This window comes from Lentzea sokolovensis, from assembly GCF_033949975.1.
GTDB lineage: Bacteria > Actinomycetota > Actinomycetes > Mycobacteriales > Pseudonocardiaceae > Lentzea > Lentzea sokolovensis.
In genome coordinates, this window is record NZ_JAXAVU010000001.1 from 778,367 (window position 1) to 798,263 (window position 19,897).

The 19,897-nt window shown below is 70.7% G+C and carries 1 protein-coding gene; it reads right to left on the reverse strand.

Annotation, left to right across the window (positions count from 1 at the left end; genetic code table 11):
• Nucleotides 1-9: 9 nt before the first annotated feature.
• Complete coding sequence (locus SK854_RS03375) at nt 10-19,818, reverse strand: type I polyketide synthase (protein WP_319973448.1); 19,809 nt, start codon at nt 19,816-19,818, stop codon at nt 10-12.
• Between the last annotated feature and the right edge of the window lie 79 nt (nt 19,819-19,897).

Below are 19,897 nucleotides of genomic sequence, written 5' to 3' on the forward strand. Positions count from 1 at the left end.
GTGGTGGGGTCAGCGCTCGGTGCGTCGGCCGAGTTCGTTGTCGATGAAGGCGAACACGTCGTCCACGGTGGCCGAGTTGATGCGGTCGTTCACGGCTTCCTCGGACTTCGCGCCGCCGTACTGGGCGAGCAGCGTGCGCAGGCGGGCGGCGATTCCGGCCCTGTCCTCGTCGGGACTCGCGGCCAGCACGGCCTCGAACCTGTCGAGTTCGGTCGCGAGCGACGGCCCGGCGTCGTCACCGAGCAGTTCGCCCGCGAGGTAGTCGGCGAGCTCGTCGGGTGTCGGGTAGTCGAAAACCAAGCCGGCGGGCAGTTTCAGGCCCGTCGCGGACGCGAGGCTGTTGCGCAGCTCCACGGCGGTAAGTGAGTCGAAACCGAGGTCGCGGAACTGCTTGTCGTTGTCGATCGCCGCGGGCGTCGCGTGCCCGAGTACGCCTGCCGCGTGGCCACGCACCAGGTCGACCAGGTACTTCGCCCGGTCCTCGGCGGGCACGGCGTCGAGCGTCGCCGCGAAGTCCACAGTGGACGACTCCCCGGCGCCGGCAGCGCGCTTCCCGCCGCGCACCAGGCCGCGCAGCACCGCCGCGACCGGGCCGTTCGTGCGACCGGTGGTGATGCGGGCGGGCACGAGCACCGCGTCCTCGCGTGAGGTCGCGTCGTCGAACAGCGCCATGCCTTGCCGGACGGACAGCGGCGGCATGCCGGTGCGGCCGATGCGGTCCATCGCGCCGTCCTGCAGATGTGCTGTCATGCCACCGGTCTGTGCCCACGGACCCCACGCCAGTGACGTCGCCGGCAGGCCCTGGGCGCGCCGGTGTTCTGCCAGTGCGTCGAGGAACGCGTTGGCCGCGGCGTAGTTGCCCTGCCCGGCGCTGCCGAGCACGCCCGACACCGACGAGTAGAGCACGAACGCCTGGAGCTTCTGCTTCTTCGTGGCCTCGTGGAGGTTCCAGGCGCCGTCGACCTTGGGCTTGAAGACGGTGGTGAGTCGCTCCGGCGTGAGGGAGCCGACGATGCCGTCGTCGAGAACACCTGCGGTGTGGATGACGGCGGTCAGCTTGACGCCCTTGATCACCTTCTTCACCGCCTTGAGGTCGGCGGTGTCGCAGGCGGCGATCGTGACGTCCGCGCCGTGCGCCGTGAGTTCTGCTTGCAACGCAACGGCTTCCGGCGCTTCCGGACCACGTCGGGAGACGAGCAGCAGGCGCTTGACGTTGCGCTCCGCGACGAGGTGGCGGGCCAGTTCCGCGCCCAGGCCGCCGGTGCCGCCGGTGATCAGAACGGTGCCTTCCTGGTCCCACTCGGCTGTTTCGACCGTGTCGGTGACGCGGGCGAGGCGGGCCACGTAGGTCTTGCCGTCGCGGACACGGGCCTGCGTCTCCCCCGCGTCGAGCAGTCCGGTGGGCAGCGGGGTGCTGCCGTCGGTGTCGACGAGCAGGAAGCGTCCCGGGTTCTCGGTCTGGGCCGTGCGGACCAAGCCATCGACGGTCGCGCTCGCCAGGCCGCTCGTCACGAACGCCAGCCGTTCCTCGGTCTGTTGGAGGAGCTCCAACGCCTTGGCGGCCAGTTCGTGCGCCTGGTCGACGCTCTCGCCGGTGAACCGCACCTCGCGCACGTCGGCGGTGGGCTGGGTTTCGGGTGCGGGCACCCATTCCAGGCGGAACAGCGAGTCCTGGTGGTGCTGGGCCGCGAGCGGTGCGCCGAAGACGACGTTCCGGGCCGACACGACCGGCGACCCGCTGGTGTCGACGGCGGCGAACTCTCCGTCGCGCAGCCTGACCCGCACCGTGTCTGCGCCGACCGCGTGCAGGCTGACACCGTGCCACTCCAGCGGAACCTGGGTGTCCTCGGTGATCCGGGTCGCGCAGTCGAGCAGTGCCGGGTGGACGCCGTAGAACTGGGCGTCCGTGGTGCCTTCCGGCAGCGTGACCTCCGCGTAGACGGCGTCGCCCGCCTGCCAGATCTGCTCGCCGATCGCCGTCGCGTCCTTCGGCGGCCACTCGCTGACCGTGAATCCGGCCCGGTACTCGCCTTCCGCGAGGGTTCCGCTCGCGATCCTGCTGAACGGCTGCTCGTCGTTCGGTCGCGTGTAGACGGTGAGGGAGCGCTTTCCGTTGTCCGGGGCACCGATCCACACCTGCAGCACGCCGGGTGTGAGCGGCCCGGTGACGGTGAGTTCCTCGACCGTGCCGTACCCGACCTGGTCGGCCGCCCGGAACGCGATCTCGGCGAACGCCGTCTCCGGGAACGCCACCGCGAGCCGGTTGGTGAACACGACGGAGTCTTCCCGCGCGACGCTCAGCGCGGCACCCAGCAGCGGGTGGTCGGCCGGGCCGAGGCCGAGCCCGGAGGCGTCGGCGGTCTGGGCCATCGGCGTCGGCCAGTAGTGGTCGTGGTCGAACGCGTAGGTGGGGAGGTCGACGCGCTGGGCACCGGTGCCCGCGAACGCTTCCGCCCAGTCGACGTTCGTGCCCGCGACGTGGAGTCGTGCGAGCGCGGTGAGCCAGGCCGTGGTCTCGTCGCGATCCTTGCGCAGCGCGGGGATCGCTCCGTCCACCAGCGCCGACAGCACGCCGTCCGGCCCGATCTCCAGGAACGCGGTGACTCCTGCCGCTTCGAGCGCCGTGACGCCGTCCGCGAACCGCACGGCTTCCCGGACGTGCCGCACCCAGTACTCCGGCTCGGTGAGCTCGGCGCCCGCGACGGTGCCGGTCAGGTTGGAGACGACGGGGATGTGCGGCGCGCGGAGGTCCAGCGCCGTGACCACGGCGCGGAAGTCATCCAGCATCGGCTCCATCAACGGCGAGTGAAACGCATGGCTGACCGGCAAACGCTTAGTCTTGCGGCCCATCGCTTCGAACCCGTCAGCGATCTGTCGGACCGCATCCTCCTCACCGGCGAGCACCAATGACCTGGGCCCGTTGATGGCCGCGATCGACACGTGCCCGGTGGTCGTGACCTCTTCCTCGGTGGCCTCGACCGCGATCATGGCTCCCCCGGCTGGGAGTGCCTGCATGAGTGCGGCACGCGCGTTGACGAGCTTCGCAGCGTCCTCAAGGCTGAAAACTCCGGCGACGTGCGCGGCCGCGATCTCGCCGACGGAGTGACCGCCCACGTAGTCGGGCTCGATGCCGAACTTCTCGGCGAGCCGGAACAGCGCGACCTCGATGGCGAACAGCGCGCGCTGCGTGTTCCCGGTCTGGTCGAGCGCTGCGGCATCGCCCCACATGACGTCTCGAACGTCAACGTGCTCGAACACCTCGTCGAGCGCCTGCGCGAACGCCGGGAACCGCTCGTACAGCTCCCGCCCCATGCCCAGCCGCTGCGAGCCCTGCCCGGAGAACACCACGGCGAGCCTGCGCCTTCCCGCCTGCCCCTGAGCAACCTCCACGCCGTCCAGCAGCACCGCGCGGTGCTCGAATCGCGACCGCTTGAGCAGCGAGAACCCGACGTCGAACGCGTCAGCCTCGACCGCGCTGACCCGCTCGATCTGAGCGCGCAGCGAAGCGGGGGACTTCGCCGAAAAAACGAGAGGCGCCCCCTTGGGGGGACGCGAGGTCCCCTTTCCAATCATCTCAAGCGGGTCTGACAATTCCGGAACGGCCGGTGCGGCCTCCAAGATCACGTGCGCGTTGGTGCCCGAAATGCCGAACGACGAGACGCCCGCGCGACGCACCCGGTCCGCGACGGGCCACGGCGTGTTCTCCCGCAGCAGCGCGACCGAACCCGCCGTCCAGTCGACGTGCGACGAGGGGGCGGTGAAGTTGATCGTGCGCGGCAGCAGGCCGTGGCGCAGCGCCATCACCATCTTGATCACACCGGCGGCACCGGCGGCGGCCTGCGTGTGACCGATGTTGGACTTGATCGAGCCGAGCAGCAGTGGCTCCGCGCGGTCCTGGCCGTAGGTCGCGAGCAACGCCTGAGCCTCGATCGGGTCACCCAGAGTCGTGCCCGTGCCGTGCGCCTCGACCGCGTCGACGTCAGCGAACTTCAAGCCCGCCGAGGCCAGCGCCTGCCGGATCACCCGCTGCTGTGAGGGTCCGTTGGGCGCGGTCAGGCCGTTGGACGCACCGTCCTGGTTGACCGCGGAGCCACGCACGACCGCGAGCACGTCATGCCCTGCGGCGACAGCGTCCGACAGACGCTCGACCACGAGCACACCGATGCCCTCAGACCACGCCGTGCCATCAGCGGTGTCGGAGAACGGCTTGCACCGGCCGTCACGAGCCAGCCCGTCCTGGAGCGAGAACTCCATGAACGCACCCGGCGCCGACATCACCTGCACACCGCCGGCCAACGCCAAGGAGCACTCGCCGTTGCGCAGCGCCTGAACCGCCAGGTGCAGCGCGACCAGCGCCGACGAGCACGCCGTGTCGATGGTCATCGACGGGCCTTCCAGCCCCAGCGCGTACGACACGCGGCCGGCGATCACGCTCGGCGAGGTCCCGGTGCCCGAATACCCTTCCAGCGCCTGCTCGGACGCGAGCATCAGGTGCGCGTAGTCCTGCCCGGACGCACCGACGTAGACGCCGGTCCGCGAGCCGCGCAACGCCAGCGGGTCGATGCCCGTGCGCTCCAACGCCTCCCACGACGTCTCCAGCACGAGCCGCTGATGCGGGTCCATCGACACGGCCTCCCGCGGCGAGATCCCGAAGAACGCCGGGTCGAACGACGCGATGCCGTCGATGAACCCGCCCTGCCCGGTGACGGACTGCCCGGCGCCGTCGCCGACGAGGTTCTCGTCCCAGCCGCGATCGGCCGGGAACCCGCTGATCGCGTCCCGCCCGCCCAGCACCAGTTCCCACAGCTCCTCGGGCGACGACACGCCGCCGGGGAACTTGCAGGCGATACCCACGATCGCGATGGCCTCGTCGGAGACACGCACCGAGTCCTCGACCTCGGCGGTCCCACCGAACAGCTCGGCGAGAAGGTGCTCGGCCAGCGCCTGCGGGGTCGGGTAGTCGAACACCAGCGTCGCGGGCAGCGTCAGCCCTGTGGCGGTGCCGAGCCGGTTGCGCAGCTCCACCGACGTCAGCGAGTCGAAGCCGAGCTGCCGGAACTCGCGGTCGCCGTCGACAGCGTCGGCCGAGGCATGTCCCAGCACCGCGGCGGCCTCACCTCGCACCAGGTCCACGAGCGTGCGCACCCGCTCGGCCGGGCGAACGTCCTGCAACCCCTGCAGCGCGACCGTTCCCTGTGCCCGTGCCGCGGTTCGGCGGCCGCCGCGCAGGAGGTTGCGCAGCAACGGCGGCACCATGGTCGTGCCGGCGCCGGTGATGATCCGCGCGGGCACGACGAGCGGCTCGTCGACGCCGATCGCCGCGTCGAACAACGCCAGTCCGTGCTCCAGCGAGATCGGCGGCATGGACGACTTCTCCAGCCGTTCCAACGCGGCCGCGTCCATCGTCTTCGTCATGCCGACCTCGGACGTCCACGCGCCCCACGCCAGCGACACCGCCGGCAGCCCCAGTGAACGCCGGTACTGGGCCAGGGCGTCGAGGAACGCGTTGCCCGCCGCGTAGTTGCCCTGACCCGCGGTGCCGAGCACGCCGGACACCGACGAGTACAGGACGAAGTGCGCGTCCGGTACCAGCGTGTGCAGGTTCCAGGCCGCGTCCACCTTGGGCCGCAACACCTTCTCCAGGCGCTCCGGCGTCATCGACGCGATCACGCCGTCGTCCAGCACACCGGCCGTGTGCACGACAGCGGTCACTTCATGTCCACTGAGGACGTCCGCCAGCGCGTCCCGGTCTGCCACGTCGCAAGCGGCGATCGTGACGTCCGCGTCCAGCGCCAGCAGTTCCTCCGCGCCCGGCGAGTCGAGGCCACGGCGACTGAGCAGCAACAGCTTCCTCGCACCCTGCGCGACGAGGTGCCGGGCGAGCTCAGCTCCCAGGCCACCGGTGCCGCCGGTGATCACGACGGTGCCGGACGGGTCCCAGCCCGCCGGCACGGTGATCACGATCTTGCCGATGTGCTGGGCACGGCTCATGAACCGGAACGCGTCGCGCGCCCGCCGCACGTCCCAGGCCGCGATGGGCAGCGTGGTCAGCACGCCCCGCTCGAACAGGTCCACGAGCGCGACGAGCATGCGCTGGACGTGGTCCGGATGCGCCTCGCCGAGGTCGAACGGCCGGTAGAAGATGCCCGGCACGTCCTCCCGCAGGTCGGTCTTGCCCATCTCCAGGAACCGCCCGCCCTCGCCGAGCAGTCCCAGCGAGGCGTCGATGAACTCGCCGGTCAACGCGTTCAGCACGACGTCGACCCGCGGGAACCTGCCGGCGAAACCGGTGTCGCGGGAGTTGCCGATGTGGTCGTCGTCGAGGCCGAGGCCCCGCAGCACGTCCCACTTGCCCTCGCCGGCGGTGGCGAACACCTCAGCGCCGAGGTGCCGGGCGACCTGGATCGCCGCCATACCAACTCCACCGGCACCGGCGTGGACGAGGACCTTCTCCCCCGGACGCACGTTCCCGAGCTCGATCAACGCGTAGTAGGCGGTGAGGAACACCAGTGGCACCGACGCGCCCTGCTCGAACGTCCAGCCGTCCGGAAGCCTGGTCAGGTAAGGCTCTTCGATGACACCGACCGGCCCCATGCCGCCGAACAGCATGCCGAACACGCGATCGCCGACCTTCAGGTCCTCGACCTCGGGCCCGATCTCCGCGACCACACCCGCGGCCTCGGCACCGAACGAGCCCGCCTCGCCCGGATACATGCCGAGCGCGTTCAGCACGTCGCGGAAGTTGAGCCCGGCCGCCCGGATCGCGACGCGAACCTGCTTGCCCCGCAAAGGCTCTGGCGTCCACGGTGCCAGGACGAGGTTGTCCAGGCTGCCCTTCGCGGTCGTGTCGAGGCGCCACGGCGTTCCGGTCGGCGGCACCAGCGTCGGGCCGGTCTGCAGACGCGCCAGCCGTCCAGCGTGGACAGTGCCGCCACGGACGATCAGCTGCTGTTCCTCGGTGACGAGCATGCCGGGCGTCAGTTCGCTGTGCTCGTCCAGGTCGACGAGCAGGAACCGGCCGGGGTTCTCCGCCTGGGCGGACCTGACGAGTCCCCAGGCCGCCGCCGCGCCGAGTTCGCTGATCGGTTCGTCCCCGATCGCTGCGGCGCCCCGCGTCACGAACACAACGCGTTCTTCGGCGTTCTGCAGGATCTCCAGCACACGCTGGGTCGTATCGCGCACAGACTCGCCACTGAGCTCCACGACCCGCGCGTCGATCTCGGTCGCCTCGCCGACCTGCACGGGCACCCATTCGACGCGGAACAGCGAGTCCTGCACAGGATTGCTCGGCGCGGCGGCCGTGGGCGTCCTGACCACCAGTGACTTCACCGACAGCACCGGCGCGCCCTCGACGTCGACGGCGGTGACCTCGACCGCGTCGCCGCCGGTGTGCTTCAGCCGCACGCGCAGCCGCGACGGCCCGATGGCGTGCAGGGACACACCGTTCCACTCGAACGGCAGCCCCTGGCCGGCGCCTTCCACGAACGTGATGGCGTGCAGCGCGGAGTCGAGCAGTGCCGGGTGCACGCCGAACGTCGCCGCGTCGTCCACGCTGTCCGGCAACGCGACCTCGACGAGCACCTCGTCACCGTTGCGCCAGGCCTGTTGCGCGCCACGGAAGATCGGCCCGTAGGTGAGCCCGCCTTCCGCGAGCGTCTCGTAGAAGCGTTCGAGGTCAAGGCTTTCGGCGTTCGCGGGCGGCCACTCGCTCGTGTCGAACTCGGCCTGGTGCGGCCCTTCGGCGAGAGTGCCTCCGGCGTGCTGGATCCACTCGTCCGCGCCGGGATGCTGCGAGTGCACGCTGACGAGCCGGCGCCCGTGCTCGTCCGGCGCCCCGACGCGCACCTGAACCGCGACGGCCTCCCGTTCGGGCAGCACCAGCGGAACGACGATCGTGAGCCCGTCGACGCGGTCGCAGCCGACCATGTCGCCCGCGCGGATCGCGAAGTCGAGGAACCCGGTGCCGGGGAAGAGCACCGCTCCACCAACGACGTGATCGGCGATCCACGGGTGCGTCGCGAGGCTGAGGCGGCCGCTGAGCACGAGCTCGTCGGTGCCCGCGACGGCGATCGCCGCACTGAGCAACGGGTGCCCGCCGGACCTGAGCCCGTACGCGGTGGGGTCGCCCGCACGACCGCCGACGGTGGCCTTGGGCCAGAAACGCTCGTGGTCGAACGGGTAGGTCGGCAGCGCGATGAGTCGGCCGCCCTGGAGCCACGGCGTCCAGTCGACGTCGATTCCGTCGACGTGCAGGCGACCGAGTGCGGTGGCCAGCGCGGCCTGCTCGGGCTTGTTCTTCCTGAGCGTCGGGATCGCACCGTCGACGAGCGCCGACAGCACCCCGTCCGGGCCGACCTCCAGGAACTTGGTCGCCGGGATCTTCGCGACGTTGTCGGTGAACCGGACCGCGTCGCGGACGTGACTGACCCAGTACTCGGGATCGGTGACGTCGCCGGTCGCACTGATCGGGATCTTCGGTGCGTGGAAGGTGATGGCGCTGATGGCGTCAAGGAAGTCGTTGAGCATCGGTTCCATCAGCGGCGAGTGGAACGCGTGGCTGACCTTGAGCCGCTTCGTCTTCTCGAACCGGCTCGCGATGGCCTCGACCTCGGCCTCGTCGCCCGCGACAACGACACTGGCCGGCCCGTTGACGGCCGCGATCGACACCTTGCTCGTGAGGTACGCGCTCACCTCCTGTTCGCTCGCCTGCACGGCGACCATCGCGCCGTTGCGCGGCAACGCCTGCATGAGACTCGCGCGCGCACTGACCAGCTTCGCCGCGTCCTCCAGGCTGAGCACGCCCGCGACGTGTGCCGCCGCGATCTCGCCGATCGAGTGCCCGGCGAGGTGGGCGGGCTTGATCCCGAAGGCCCGCAGCAACCGGTAGAGCGCCGTCTGGAACGCGAACAACGCCGGCTGCGTGTACCCGGTCTGGTTGAGCCTCTCCTCGTCGTCGCCCCAGATCACGCTCTTGAGCTGCGGATCGAGGTGCGCCAGCACGTCGTCGAACGCATCCGCGAACTGCGGGAACCGCGCGTACAGCTCACGACCCATGCCGAGCCGCTGCGACCCCTGCCCGGAGAACAGCACGGCCAGCGCGTGCTCCCCCGCGACCCCTCTGGCGATCTCGGCACCGTGCAGCAACACGGCCCGGTGCTCGAACAACCCCCGCGACCTCACCAGCGAGTACGCGACGTCGACCGGCGCCGCCTCGACCGCGCGGATCCGCTCGACCTGCGCGCGCAACGCCGCCTCGGACTTCGCCGACACCGCGAGCGGCACCCCGCCACCCTGCGGAATCGATTCGGATTGCCCGACCCCCAGGGGACTGCGAGCCCCCATCTCAATCATCTCAGGCAGGTCTGACAGTTCTGGCGCGCTCGGCGCTTCCAAGATCACGTGTGCGTTGGTGCCGCTGATGCCGAACGACGACACGCCCGCTCGCCACGGCCGGTCGACCGAGGGCCAGGCGGAGTTCTCCGTCAGCAGTGAGACCGCGCCCGCCGACCAGTCGATGTGCGACGAAGGCGCGGTCACGTGCAGCGTCTGCGGCAGCAGGCCGTGCTGGAACGCCATCACCATCTTGATCACGCCCGCCGCGCCCGCCGCCGCCTGCGTGTGGCCGAGGTTCGACTTCACCGAACCCAGCCGCAGTGGCTCGGCGCGGTCCTGTCCGTACACGGTCAGCAGCGCCTGCGCTTCGATCGGGTCGCCCAGCACGGTTCCGGTGCCGTGCGCCTCGACCGCGTCCACATCGGACGGTGCCAGCCCACCGGACGCAAGCGCTTGCCGGATGACTCGTTGCTGCGACGGGCCGTTCGGCGCGGTCAAGCCGTTGGACGCGCCGTCCTGGTTGAACGCCGAGCCGCGCACGATCGCGAGCACCGGGTGCCCGGCGGCGACAGCGTCGGAAAGTCGTTCCACGACGAGGATGCCGACGCCCTCGGACCAGCCGGTGCCGTCCGCGGACTCGGAGAACGCCTTGCACAGCCCGTCCGGCGCGAGTCCGCCCTGCCGGGAGAAGCCGGAGAACGACGTCGGCGTCGCCATCACCGTGACGCCACCCGCCAGCGCCAGCGAACACTCACCGCCGCGCAACGCCTGTGCCGCCAGATGCAGCGCCACCAGAGCCGACGAGCAGGCCGTGTCGATCGTGACCGCGGGTCCCTCCAGCCCCAGCGCGTAGGAGATGCGGCCGGAGATCACCGACGCCGCGAGACCGGTGCCGGCGTGGCCTTCCAGGTCCTCGTTCGACGCCATGACCACGTGCTGGTAGTCCTGCCCGTTCGTGCCGACGAACACGCCGGTCCGCGAGCCGCGCAACGAGGCGGGGTCGACGCCGGCGCGTTCGACGGCCTCCCACGAGGTTTCCAGCAGCAGACGCTGCTGCGGGTCCATCGCGAGTGCCTCGCGCGGCGAGATCCCGAAGAACGCCGGGTCGAAGTCCGCGACACCGCTCAGGAAGCCGCCGCGCAACGTCGAGCTCTGCAACGACGCCAGGTCCCAGCCGCGATCGGCGGGGAAGTCCGACATCGCGTCCTCGCCGTCGATCAGCAACCGCCACAGGTCTTCCGGCGAGTCGATGTCGCCGGGGAAGTGGCACGCCATGCCGACGATCGCGATGTCGTCGGTGGTCTGCACGACCGACACGTCGTCGACGTCGGCGCCCTCGCCGAGCAACGACGCCAGCAGGTGTTCGGCCAGCACACGCGGCGACGGGTAGTCGAACACCAGGCCGGCGGGCAGCGCGAGTCCGGTGATCTCGGTGAGCTGGTTGCGCAGTTCGACGGCGGTCAGCGAGTCGAAGCCGATGTCGCGGAACGCCTTGTCGCTCGCCACCGCGTCCTTGCCGGAGTGGCCGAGCACCTGCGCGGCGTGCACTCTGACCAGGTCCAGGACGGGCTCGATCCGTTCCGCGGCAGGCAGTTCACGCAGACTGCGACGCAGCTCCGCAGCGGCCGACTCGCTGTCGCGGCGCGCGGCCGCCAGTTCGTCCAGCACCTCGCGGGCGCCGGGCAGTTCGGCCAGCACGGGCGAGGGCCGCAGGCTCAGCAACGCGCCGAGCAGCTGCGGGTGGTGGATGTCCGCGATCACGGCGGTGGGCCCGGCCTCCGCCACCACTCCTCGCATCGCCGCGACCGCCAGCTCCGGGTCCAAAGTGGACGCACCGACCGACTTGATGGTCCGCGCGACGCGTTCTTCGCCCGCCATGCCGTCACCGGTCCACGCGCCCCACGCGATCGACGTCGCGGGCAGCCCCTGCTCATGGCGCTGCGTCGCGATCGCGTCGAGAACGGCGTTGGCGGCGGCGTAGTTGGCCTGGCCGGGGTTGCCGATCGCGCCCGCGACCGACGAGAACAGGATGAACGCGTCCAGCTCATGTTCGCGGGTCAGTTCGTCGAGCAGGAAGGCCGAGGTGACCTTCGCCTGGAACACGTCGGCGAACCGCTCCGGCGTGAGCCTGTCGAGCACACCGTCGTCCAGCACACCGGCCGCGTGCACGACGGCTTTGACGTCGTCCGTCAGCACCGCGGCCAGCTCCGCGCGGTTCGCGGCGTCGCACTTCACGACCTCGACGCCCAGCTCGGCCACGATCTCCGCCGCGCCTGGAGCATCCATGCCACGGCGGCTCAGCAGCACGACCTTCTCCGCGCCACGCGCGACCAGGTCCCGCGCGACGTGCTTGCCGAGCGCGCCGGTGCCACCGGTGATCACGACGGTTCCACGCGGCTGCCATTCTCCCGACCCCCGTGGTGCCACGAGAATCCGTCGGCCGAACACACCTGACGCCCGCACTGCGACCTGATCCTCGTCGCTGCTCAGCACCGCCACGACGCGCTGCGCCGCCCGCTCGTCCAGTTCGGCGGGCAGGTCGATCAGGCCGCCCCAGCGGTTCGGGTGCTCCAGCGCGGCGACCCGGCCGAGTCCCCACACGCCGGCCTGCCAGGGGTCGGTGACGGCGTCCGCGCGCCCGGTCGACACCGCACCACGCGTCAGCACCCACAGCGGCGCCATGACTCCGGCATCGCCGAGCGCCTGGATCAGCGTGGTCGTGCTGATGATCGGCTCGTGAGCCGGCAACGCCACGACACCGGTGAATGAGACCTGCGCGAACTCAACCAGTCGCCCGGCCATCTGCTCGCGGTCTTGCTCGACCGCCAGCACCGTCACGTCTTCGAGCGCGCTCAAGAGCAGTTCGTCGGCCTCGCCGACCACGAGCCACTTGCCCGGCTTGGCGGTGAGACCGGCGATCGGCTGCCAGCTCTCCCCGTGCAGCCAAGAATCCACAGTGGACTTTGCCTGCCGTTTGCCCCGCCACGCCGACAACGCCGGCAGCACTCCGGCGAGCGTCTCGCCGTCGAGGTCGAGCGTGGCGGCCAGCGAGGCGACGTCCTCCTGCTCGACGGCCGTCCAGAACGCCGCGTCGGCCGGATCCGCCGCCACCGCCGCGGTCGCCGCTTCAGGCCAGAACCGCTCGTGCTGGAACGGGTACGTGGGCAGGCTGATCGTGCGCCCGCCCAGGTAGAAGCCAGACCAGTCGACGTCGGTACCGCTGACGTGCAGTCGCGCGAGTGCCGTCACGAACGCCTTGTGCTCGCCACGGTCCTTGCGCAGCACCGGAATCGCTCCGTCGACGAGCGCGGCCAGCACTCCGTCTGGCCCGATCTCCAGGAACGCGCTCGCACCCTGTTCCCTGAGTTCGCCGACGTTCTCGGCGAAGCGGACCGTGTCGCGGACGTGGCCGACCCAGTACTCGGGATCGGTGACGTCGCCCGTGGACGCGATCGGGATGCTTGGCCGGGTGAACGCGAGTCCTTGAACCGCCCGCCGGAACTCGTCGAGCATCGGCTCCATCAGCGGCGAGTGGAACGCGTGGCTGACGTTCAGCTGCTTGCTCTTGCGGGTGTTGAACTTGGCGACGACCGCGCGGGCTTCGTCCTCTACTCCCGCGATGACCAGCGAGTCGGCCGCGTTGATCGCCGCGATGGACACACCCGAGGTCAGGTGCGGTGCCACTTCGGCCTCGGTCGCCTGCAGCGCGATCATCACGCCACCCTGCGGCAGCGCCTGCATGAGCCGCGCGCGTGCTCGGACGAGCTTCACCGCGTCTTCGAGGCTGAACACCCCGGCGACGTGCGCGGCCGCGATCTCGCCGATCGAGTGCCCGGCGAGCAGCCGCGGAACGACCCCGAACGACTCCACCAGCCGGTAGAGCGCCACCTCGACCGCGAACAGCGCGGGCTGCGTGTTCCCGGTCTGGTTCAGCGCCTCGGCGTCGTCACCCCACATGACATCGCGAACGTCTCCGAGGTGCTCCAGCACCGCGTCCAACGCCTCGGCGAACACCGGGAACGCCTCGTACAGCTCGCGTCCCATGCCGAGCCGCTGCGCACCCTGCCCGGAGAACACCATGGCGAGCGTCTTCCCCGACGCCTCGCCGCTGGCCAGCACCTCGCCGTCCAGCAACACGGCCCGATGCTCGAACAATGCGCGCGTGGCCGCCAACGAGTACCCGACGTCAACGGGCGCCGCCTCGACCGCGCGGATCCGCTCGACCTGGGCGCGCAACGCCGCCTCGGACTTCGCCGACACCGCGAGCGGCACCCCGCCACCCTGCGGAATCGATTCGGATTGCCCGGCCCCCAGGGGGCCGCGAGCCCCCATCTCAATCATCTCAGGCAGGTCTGACAGTTCTGGCGCGCTCGGCGACTCCAAGATCACGTGCGCGTTCGTGCCCGAGAGACCGAACGACGAGACACCGGCGCGGACCGGGCGGCCCACGGCGGGCCACGGGGTGTTCGTCGTGAGCAGCGAGACGGCGCCCGCGGACCAGTCGACGTGCGAGGACGGTTCGGTGACGTGCAGGGTTCGCGGCAGCAGGCCGTGCTGGAAGGCCAGCACCATCTTGATCACGCCCGCGACACCCGCCGCGGCCTGGGTGTGGCCCAGGTTCGACTTGATGGCGCCCAGGTGGAGCGGTGCTCCAGCCCGGTCGCGGCCGTAGGTGGCGAGCAGCGCCTGGGCCTCGATCGGGTCACCCAGGCGCGTGCCGGTGCCGTGAGCCTCGACGGCGTCGACGTCCGAAGTGGACAGACCGGCGTTGGCCAGGGCCTGGCGGATGACGCGTTGCTGGGCGGGGCCGTTCGGAGCGGTCAAGCCGTTCGACGCACCGTCCTGGTTGACCGCGGAGCCGCGGACCACCGACAACACCGTGTGGCCGTTGCGGATCGCGTCCGACTGACGTTCGACGACCAGCACACCGACGCCTTCGGCCCAGCCGGTGCCGTCGGCGTTGTCGGAGAAGGCACGGCAGCGCGCGTCCGCCGCGAGGCCGCCCTGGGCGTTGAAGCCGGCGAAGTTCATCGGCGTGGACATCACCGTCACACCGCCGACGAGCGCCAGCGACGATTCCCCCGAGCGCAGCGACTGCGCGGCCAGGTGCAGTGCCACCAAAGAAGAAGAGCAGGCGGTGTCGATGGTGAGCGCGGGCCCCTCGAAGCCGAACGTGTAGGACAGACGACCGGAGATCACCGCGGCGGCGAGGCCGGTCGAGGCGTGGCCCTCGATGTCCCCGCGTGCCCGCAGCACGAGGTTCGTGTAGTCCTGTCCGTTCGTGCCGACGAAGACGCCGGTCTTCGAGCCGCGCAACGTCGCCGCGTTGATGCCCGCGCGTTCGACCGCCTCCCAGGAAACTTCGAGAAGCTGACGCTGCTGCGGGTCCATCGCGAGCGCTTCGCGAGGCGAGATGCCGAAGAACGCCGGGTCGAACTCCGTTGCGCCGTAGAGGAAACCGCCTTCGCCGGTGCCACCGGCGGCCAATGCGTCCTGCTCCCAGCCGCGGTCGGTCGGGAAGCTCGCGATCGCGTCGGTGCCGTCGGCCAGCAGGCGCCACAGGTCCTCGGGGGTCGAGACGCCGCCGGGGAACCGGCAGGCCATGCCGACGATCACGATCGGGTCGTCCGCGTCCGCGACGGCCTGCGCGGTGATGTCGAGATCAGTGCCCTCGCCGGTCAGTTCGGCGAGCAGGTGCTCGGCCAGCACGAGCGGCGTCGGGTAGTCGAAGATCAACGTCGCGGGGAGCGTCAGGCCGGTGGCCGAGGCGAGGGCGTTGCGCAGTTCGATCGCGGTCAGCGAGTCGAAGCCGAGCGCGCGGAACTCCTTCTCCGTCCCCACCGCGTCGGCGTTGGCGTAGCCGATGACCTTCGCGGCCTCCGCGCGCACGACGTCGGAAACAGCCCGCACGCGCTCAGGGCCAGCCAATCCGCCGAGTTTCGCGAGCAGCCCGCCTGCCACGAACTCGCGCGCGGCCGTGCGCCGCCCCGCTCGCACCAGGCCGCGCATGATCGCGGGAACGTCACCCTGCGCCGCACCGCCGGATGCCAGCGGCACGAGCAGGGACTCGCCGGAGGTGACGGCCGCGTCGAAGAGCGCGAGGCCCTGCTCCACCGACAGCACGGGCATTCGGCGAAGATCGCCTTCATCCAAAGTGGACGTCATGCCGGTGTCCCAGGCGCCCCAGGCCAGCGACAACGCGGGGAGGCCGAGCCCGTGCCGATGAGCCGCGAGGGCGTCGAGGAACGCGTTGGCGGCGGCGTAGTTGCCCTGGCCTGCCGCGCCCATCACGCCGGACACCGACGAGTACAGGACGAGCCGCGCGTCGCCGGCGAGGTCGTGGAGGTGCCAGGCGGCGTCAACCTTCGGCCGCAGGACAGCGGAAAGCCGTTCGGGCGTCAGCGAACCGATCACGCCGTCGTCCAGCACACCAGCCGTGTGGACGACGGCGGTGAGCCGCTCGCCGGCCAGCAGGTCCGCGACGGCAGCGCGTTCCGTGACGTCGCAGGCCTTCACCTCGACCTCGGCGCCCAGCGCGGTGAGTTCGTCGCGCAGATCGACTGCACCGGGGGCGTTCAGACCACGGCGGCTGACCAGCAGCAACCGGCGCTGACCGCGCGTCACCAGATGGCGGGCGAGGACGGCGCCGAGCCCACCCGTACCGCCGGTGATGAGCACCGTGCCGTCGGAATCCCATTCACCCGCAACGATGTCGGTGGCGCGCGCCAACCGGCCCGCGAACACCTCGCCCGCGCGGACGACGACCTGGGTCTCCCCCGCGTCGATCAGTCCACCGAGGCCGGGCAGCAGCGCTTCGGACTCGGGCGCGTCGTCGAGGTCGACGAGCAGGAAGCGGCCGGGGTCCTCGGTCTGCGCGGACCGCACCAGTCCCCAGACGGTCGCGGCCGCGACGTCGTCCCCGGTCACGGCTCCGCGTGTGACGAAGACCAGTTTTCCGGTGGCTTGCTGAAGTGCGTCGAGCGCGGCCGCGGCCAGGGCGTGCGCGGACTCCGGCGTCTGCTCACCGGCGAAGTGCGCGACGGTGACGTCGGCGGGCGTGTAGCTGACGGGCACCCAGTCGAGGCGGAACAGCGAGTCGACACCGGATCGGGTGCTCAGGTCACCCAACGGCTCGATGGTCACGGTGGCCGCGGACAGGACAGGGTCCCCGGCCACGTCGACGACGTCGAGCTTCAGGCCACCATCCACAACAGACAGCCTTGCGCGAACGACCTCCGCGCCGTTCGCGTAAAGGGAAACGCCCTGCCAGTTCGCGGGAACACCATCGAGACCGAGGAACGCGGCGGCGTGCGTGGCGGCATCGAGCAGCGCGGGATGGACACCGAAACCCTTTGCGTCAACAGGCAAGGCGACCTCGGCGAACACCTCCTGTCCCCGCCTCCAGGCGGCGCGCAACCCCTGGAACGCCTCCCCGTACGGGGTTTCGTCGTAGAAGCCGTCGAGATCGACGACCGTCGCGCCCTTCGGCGGCCACTCGCTTTCCCCAGCCGGTACCGGAGCGCCTGCTCCGAGCAGACCGGTCGCGTGCTCGACCCAGTCCGCGTCGCCGCGCCGTGCGTGGAAGCGGAACGCGCCGTCGCGTCCCACGTGGAACTGCACTTGAACGGCACCGCTGTCAGGCAGCACGAGCGGCGCGGTCCGCGTGAGCTGCTCGACGCGCTCGTAGCCCGCGAGGTCGGCGGCGCGGAACGCCAGTTCCAGCACACCCGCGGTCGGGAACACGACGTGGTCGGCGAGCCAGCCCGTCCTGCTCAGCGTGCCGGTGAGGATCAGTTCGCCGGAGCCCGCCACGGTCATCGCGGCGCCGAGCAGCGGGTGGTCCGCCGGGGACAGGCCGAGCCCGGCGGCGTCGCCCGCGCTCACCGACACCGACGGCCAGTAGCGGTCGTGCTGGAACGCGTAGGTGGGGACGTCGACACGTTTGCCGTTGGGATAGAACGGTGTCCAGTCGACTCCGACGCCCGCGACGTGCAGCCGGGCGAGTGCGGTGATGAACGCGGTGCGCTCGTCGCGGTCTTTGCGCTGGGCGGGGATCGCGTTGACGAGCGCGGACAGCACGCCGTCCGGGCCCACTTCGAGCAGCGTCCTGTCGCCCAGGGCGGTCACGGTGTCGTGGAAGCGGACGGTGTCGCGGACGTGGCGGACCCAGTACTCGGGGTTGGTGACGTCGCCGGTCATCGGGATCGCCGGGCTGTGGAACGTGATGCCGCCGATGGCTTCGCGGAAGGCGTTGAGCATCGGGTCCATCAGCGGCGAGTGGAACGCGTGGCTGACGGCGAGTTGCTTGCTCTTGCGGCCTTCGAACCGCGCCACGATCGCGCGGACGTCGCTCTCGACGCCTGCGACGACGAGGGAATCCGGTCCGTTGATCGCCGCGATGGAGGCGCCGGGAGTGAGGGTGATCTCGTCCTCGGCGGCTTGGAGCGCGATCATGACGCCGCCTCCCGGCAGCGCCTGCATGAGGCTCGCGCGTGCCTGGACGAGCTTGGCGGCGTCTTCGAGGCTGAACACGCCCGCGATGTGCGCGGCGGCGATCTCGCCGATCGAGTGGCCGGTGACGTGCGCGGCGGTGACGCCGAACGACTCCAGCAGCCGGTAGAGGGCGACCTCGAACGCGAACAGCGCGGGCTGCGTGGTGCCCGTCTGGTTCAGCGCTTCCTCGTCGCCCCACATGGCGTCGCGCAGCCCTGGGTCGAGGTGCCGCAACACCTCGTCGAACGCCTCACGGAAGACTGCGAACTCGGTGTACAGCTCCTTGCCCATGCCGACGCGCTGCGCACCCTGACCGGAGAACAGCAGTGCCAGCTCGGTCCGCCGCGCCAGGCCGCTCGCGATCTCGGTTCCGTCCAGCAGCACGGCCCGGTGCTCGAACAACGCGCGCGTGGTCGCCAACGAGAACCCGACGTCCACCGGGTCGGCGTCGAGCGCGCGCACTCGTTCGATCTGCGCCGCGAGCGAGGCCTCCGACTTCGCCGACACGAGCCACGGCGGCGCGCTGTTCGGGATCGATTCGGATTGGCCGACCCCCAGGGGGTCGCGAGCCCCCATCTCAATCATCTCAGGCAGGTCTGACAGTTCTGGCGCGCTCGGGGCTTCCAAGATCACGTGAGCATTCGTGCCCGAGACGCCGAACGACGAGACGGCGGCGCGAGGGGCACGGCCGGTGGAAGGCCAGGCCACGGCCGAGGTGGCGAGTTCGACGGAGCCGGTGGTCCAGTCGACGTGTGTGGACGGCCGGGAGACGTGCAGGGTGGCGGGCACGACGCCGTGCCGCATCGCCTGCACCATCTTGATGATGCCCGCGACACCGGCGGCGGCCTGGGTGTGGCCGATGTTCGACTTCACCGAACCCAGCAGCAGCGGCGAAGGACGATCGGCGCCGTACGCCGCAAGCAGGCTGCGGGCCTCGATCGGGTCGCCGAGCGGTGTGCCGGTCCCGTGAGCCTCGACGACGTCCACATCGGACGGACCAAGGCCGGCGCGATCGAGGGCGGCTCGGATGACGCGTTGCTGGGCGCGGCCGTTCGGGGCGGTGAAGCCGTTGGAGGCGCCGTCGGAGTTGACGGCCGAACCGCGCACCACGGCAAGTACCGGGTAGCCAAGAGACTCGGCATCCGACAGACGCGCCAGCGCCAACACGCCGACGCCCTCGGACCAGCCCGTGCCGTCCGCGTCGTCGGAGAAGGCCTTGCACCGGCCGTTGGACGCGAGTCCGCCCTGTCGCGAGAACTCGACCAACGAACCCGGCGTGCACATGACGTTGACGCCGCCCGCGAGAGCCAGTGAACACTCCCCCGCGCGCAAGGCGTGCACGGCCAGATGCAGCGCGACCAGGGAAGAGGAGCAGGCCGTGTCGACGGTCAACGTCGGGCCTTCGAGGCCCAGGGCGTAGGAGATGCGACCCGATTCAGCGGACGCCGCGATACCCGTACCGACGTCGCCGGTCGCGTCGTCGAGGCCGCGGATCAGCAGGTGCTCGTAGTCCTGGCCGTTGGTGCCGACGAAAACACCGGTGCGTGAGCCGCGCAAAGAAGAAGGATCGATGCCGGAGCGTTCCAGCGCTTCCCAGGACGTCTCCAGCAAGAGGCGTTGCTGAGGGTCCATCGTCACGGCTTCTCGCGGCGAGATGCCGAAGAACGCCGGGTCGAAGTCCGCGATGCCGTGCAGGAAGCCGCCCTGCACGGACACGCTGTGGCCGCGTTCGTCGACGCCGCCGCCCAGGAGCGCGTCGATGTCCCAGCCGCGGTCGGCCGGGAAGCCGGAGATCGAGTCGCGACCGGACGACACCAGCTCCCACAGGTCCTCCGGCGAGCTGATGCCGCCGGGGAAGCGGCAGGCCATCCCGATGATCGCGATCGGTTCGGTGGCGGCGGCGACGAGCTGCCGGTTCTGCTTGCGCAGCCGCTCCGCCTCCTTCATCGCGGCGCGGAGGGCCTCGACCACCTTCTCGCTGGAGGTACTCATTCATCAGCTCCGTCAGTCCAGCCGGACACGGTCATCCCGCCAGCAATTGGAGCAGCGGAAGCGGTAGCGAATTCCTCAG

What these genes read in the sequence shown, in the direction of transcription:
- SK854_RS03375 (WP_319973448.1), bottom strand. Translation starts at nt 19,818, where the DNA reads ATGAGTACCTCCAGCGAGAAGGTGGTCGAGGCCCTCCGCGCCGCGATG.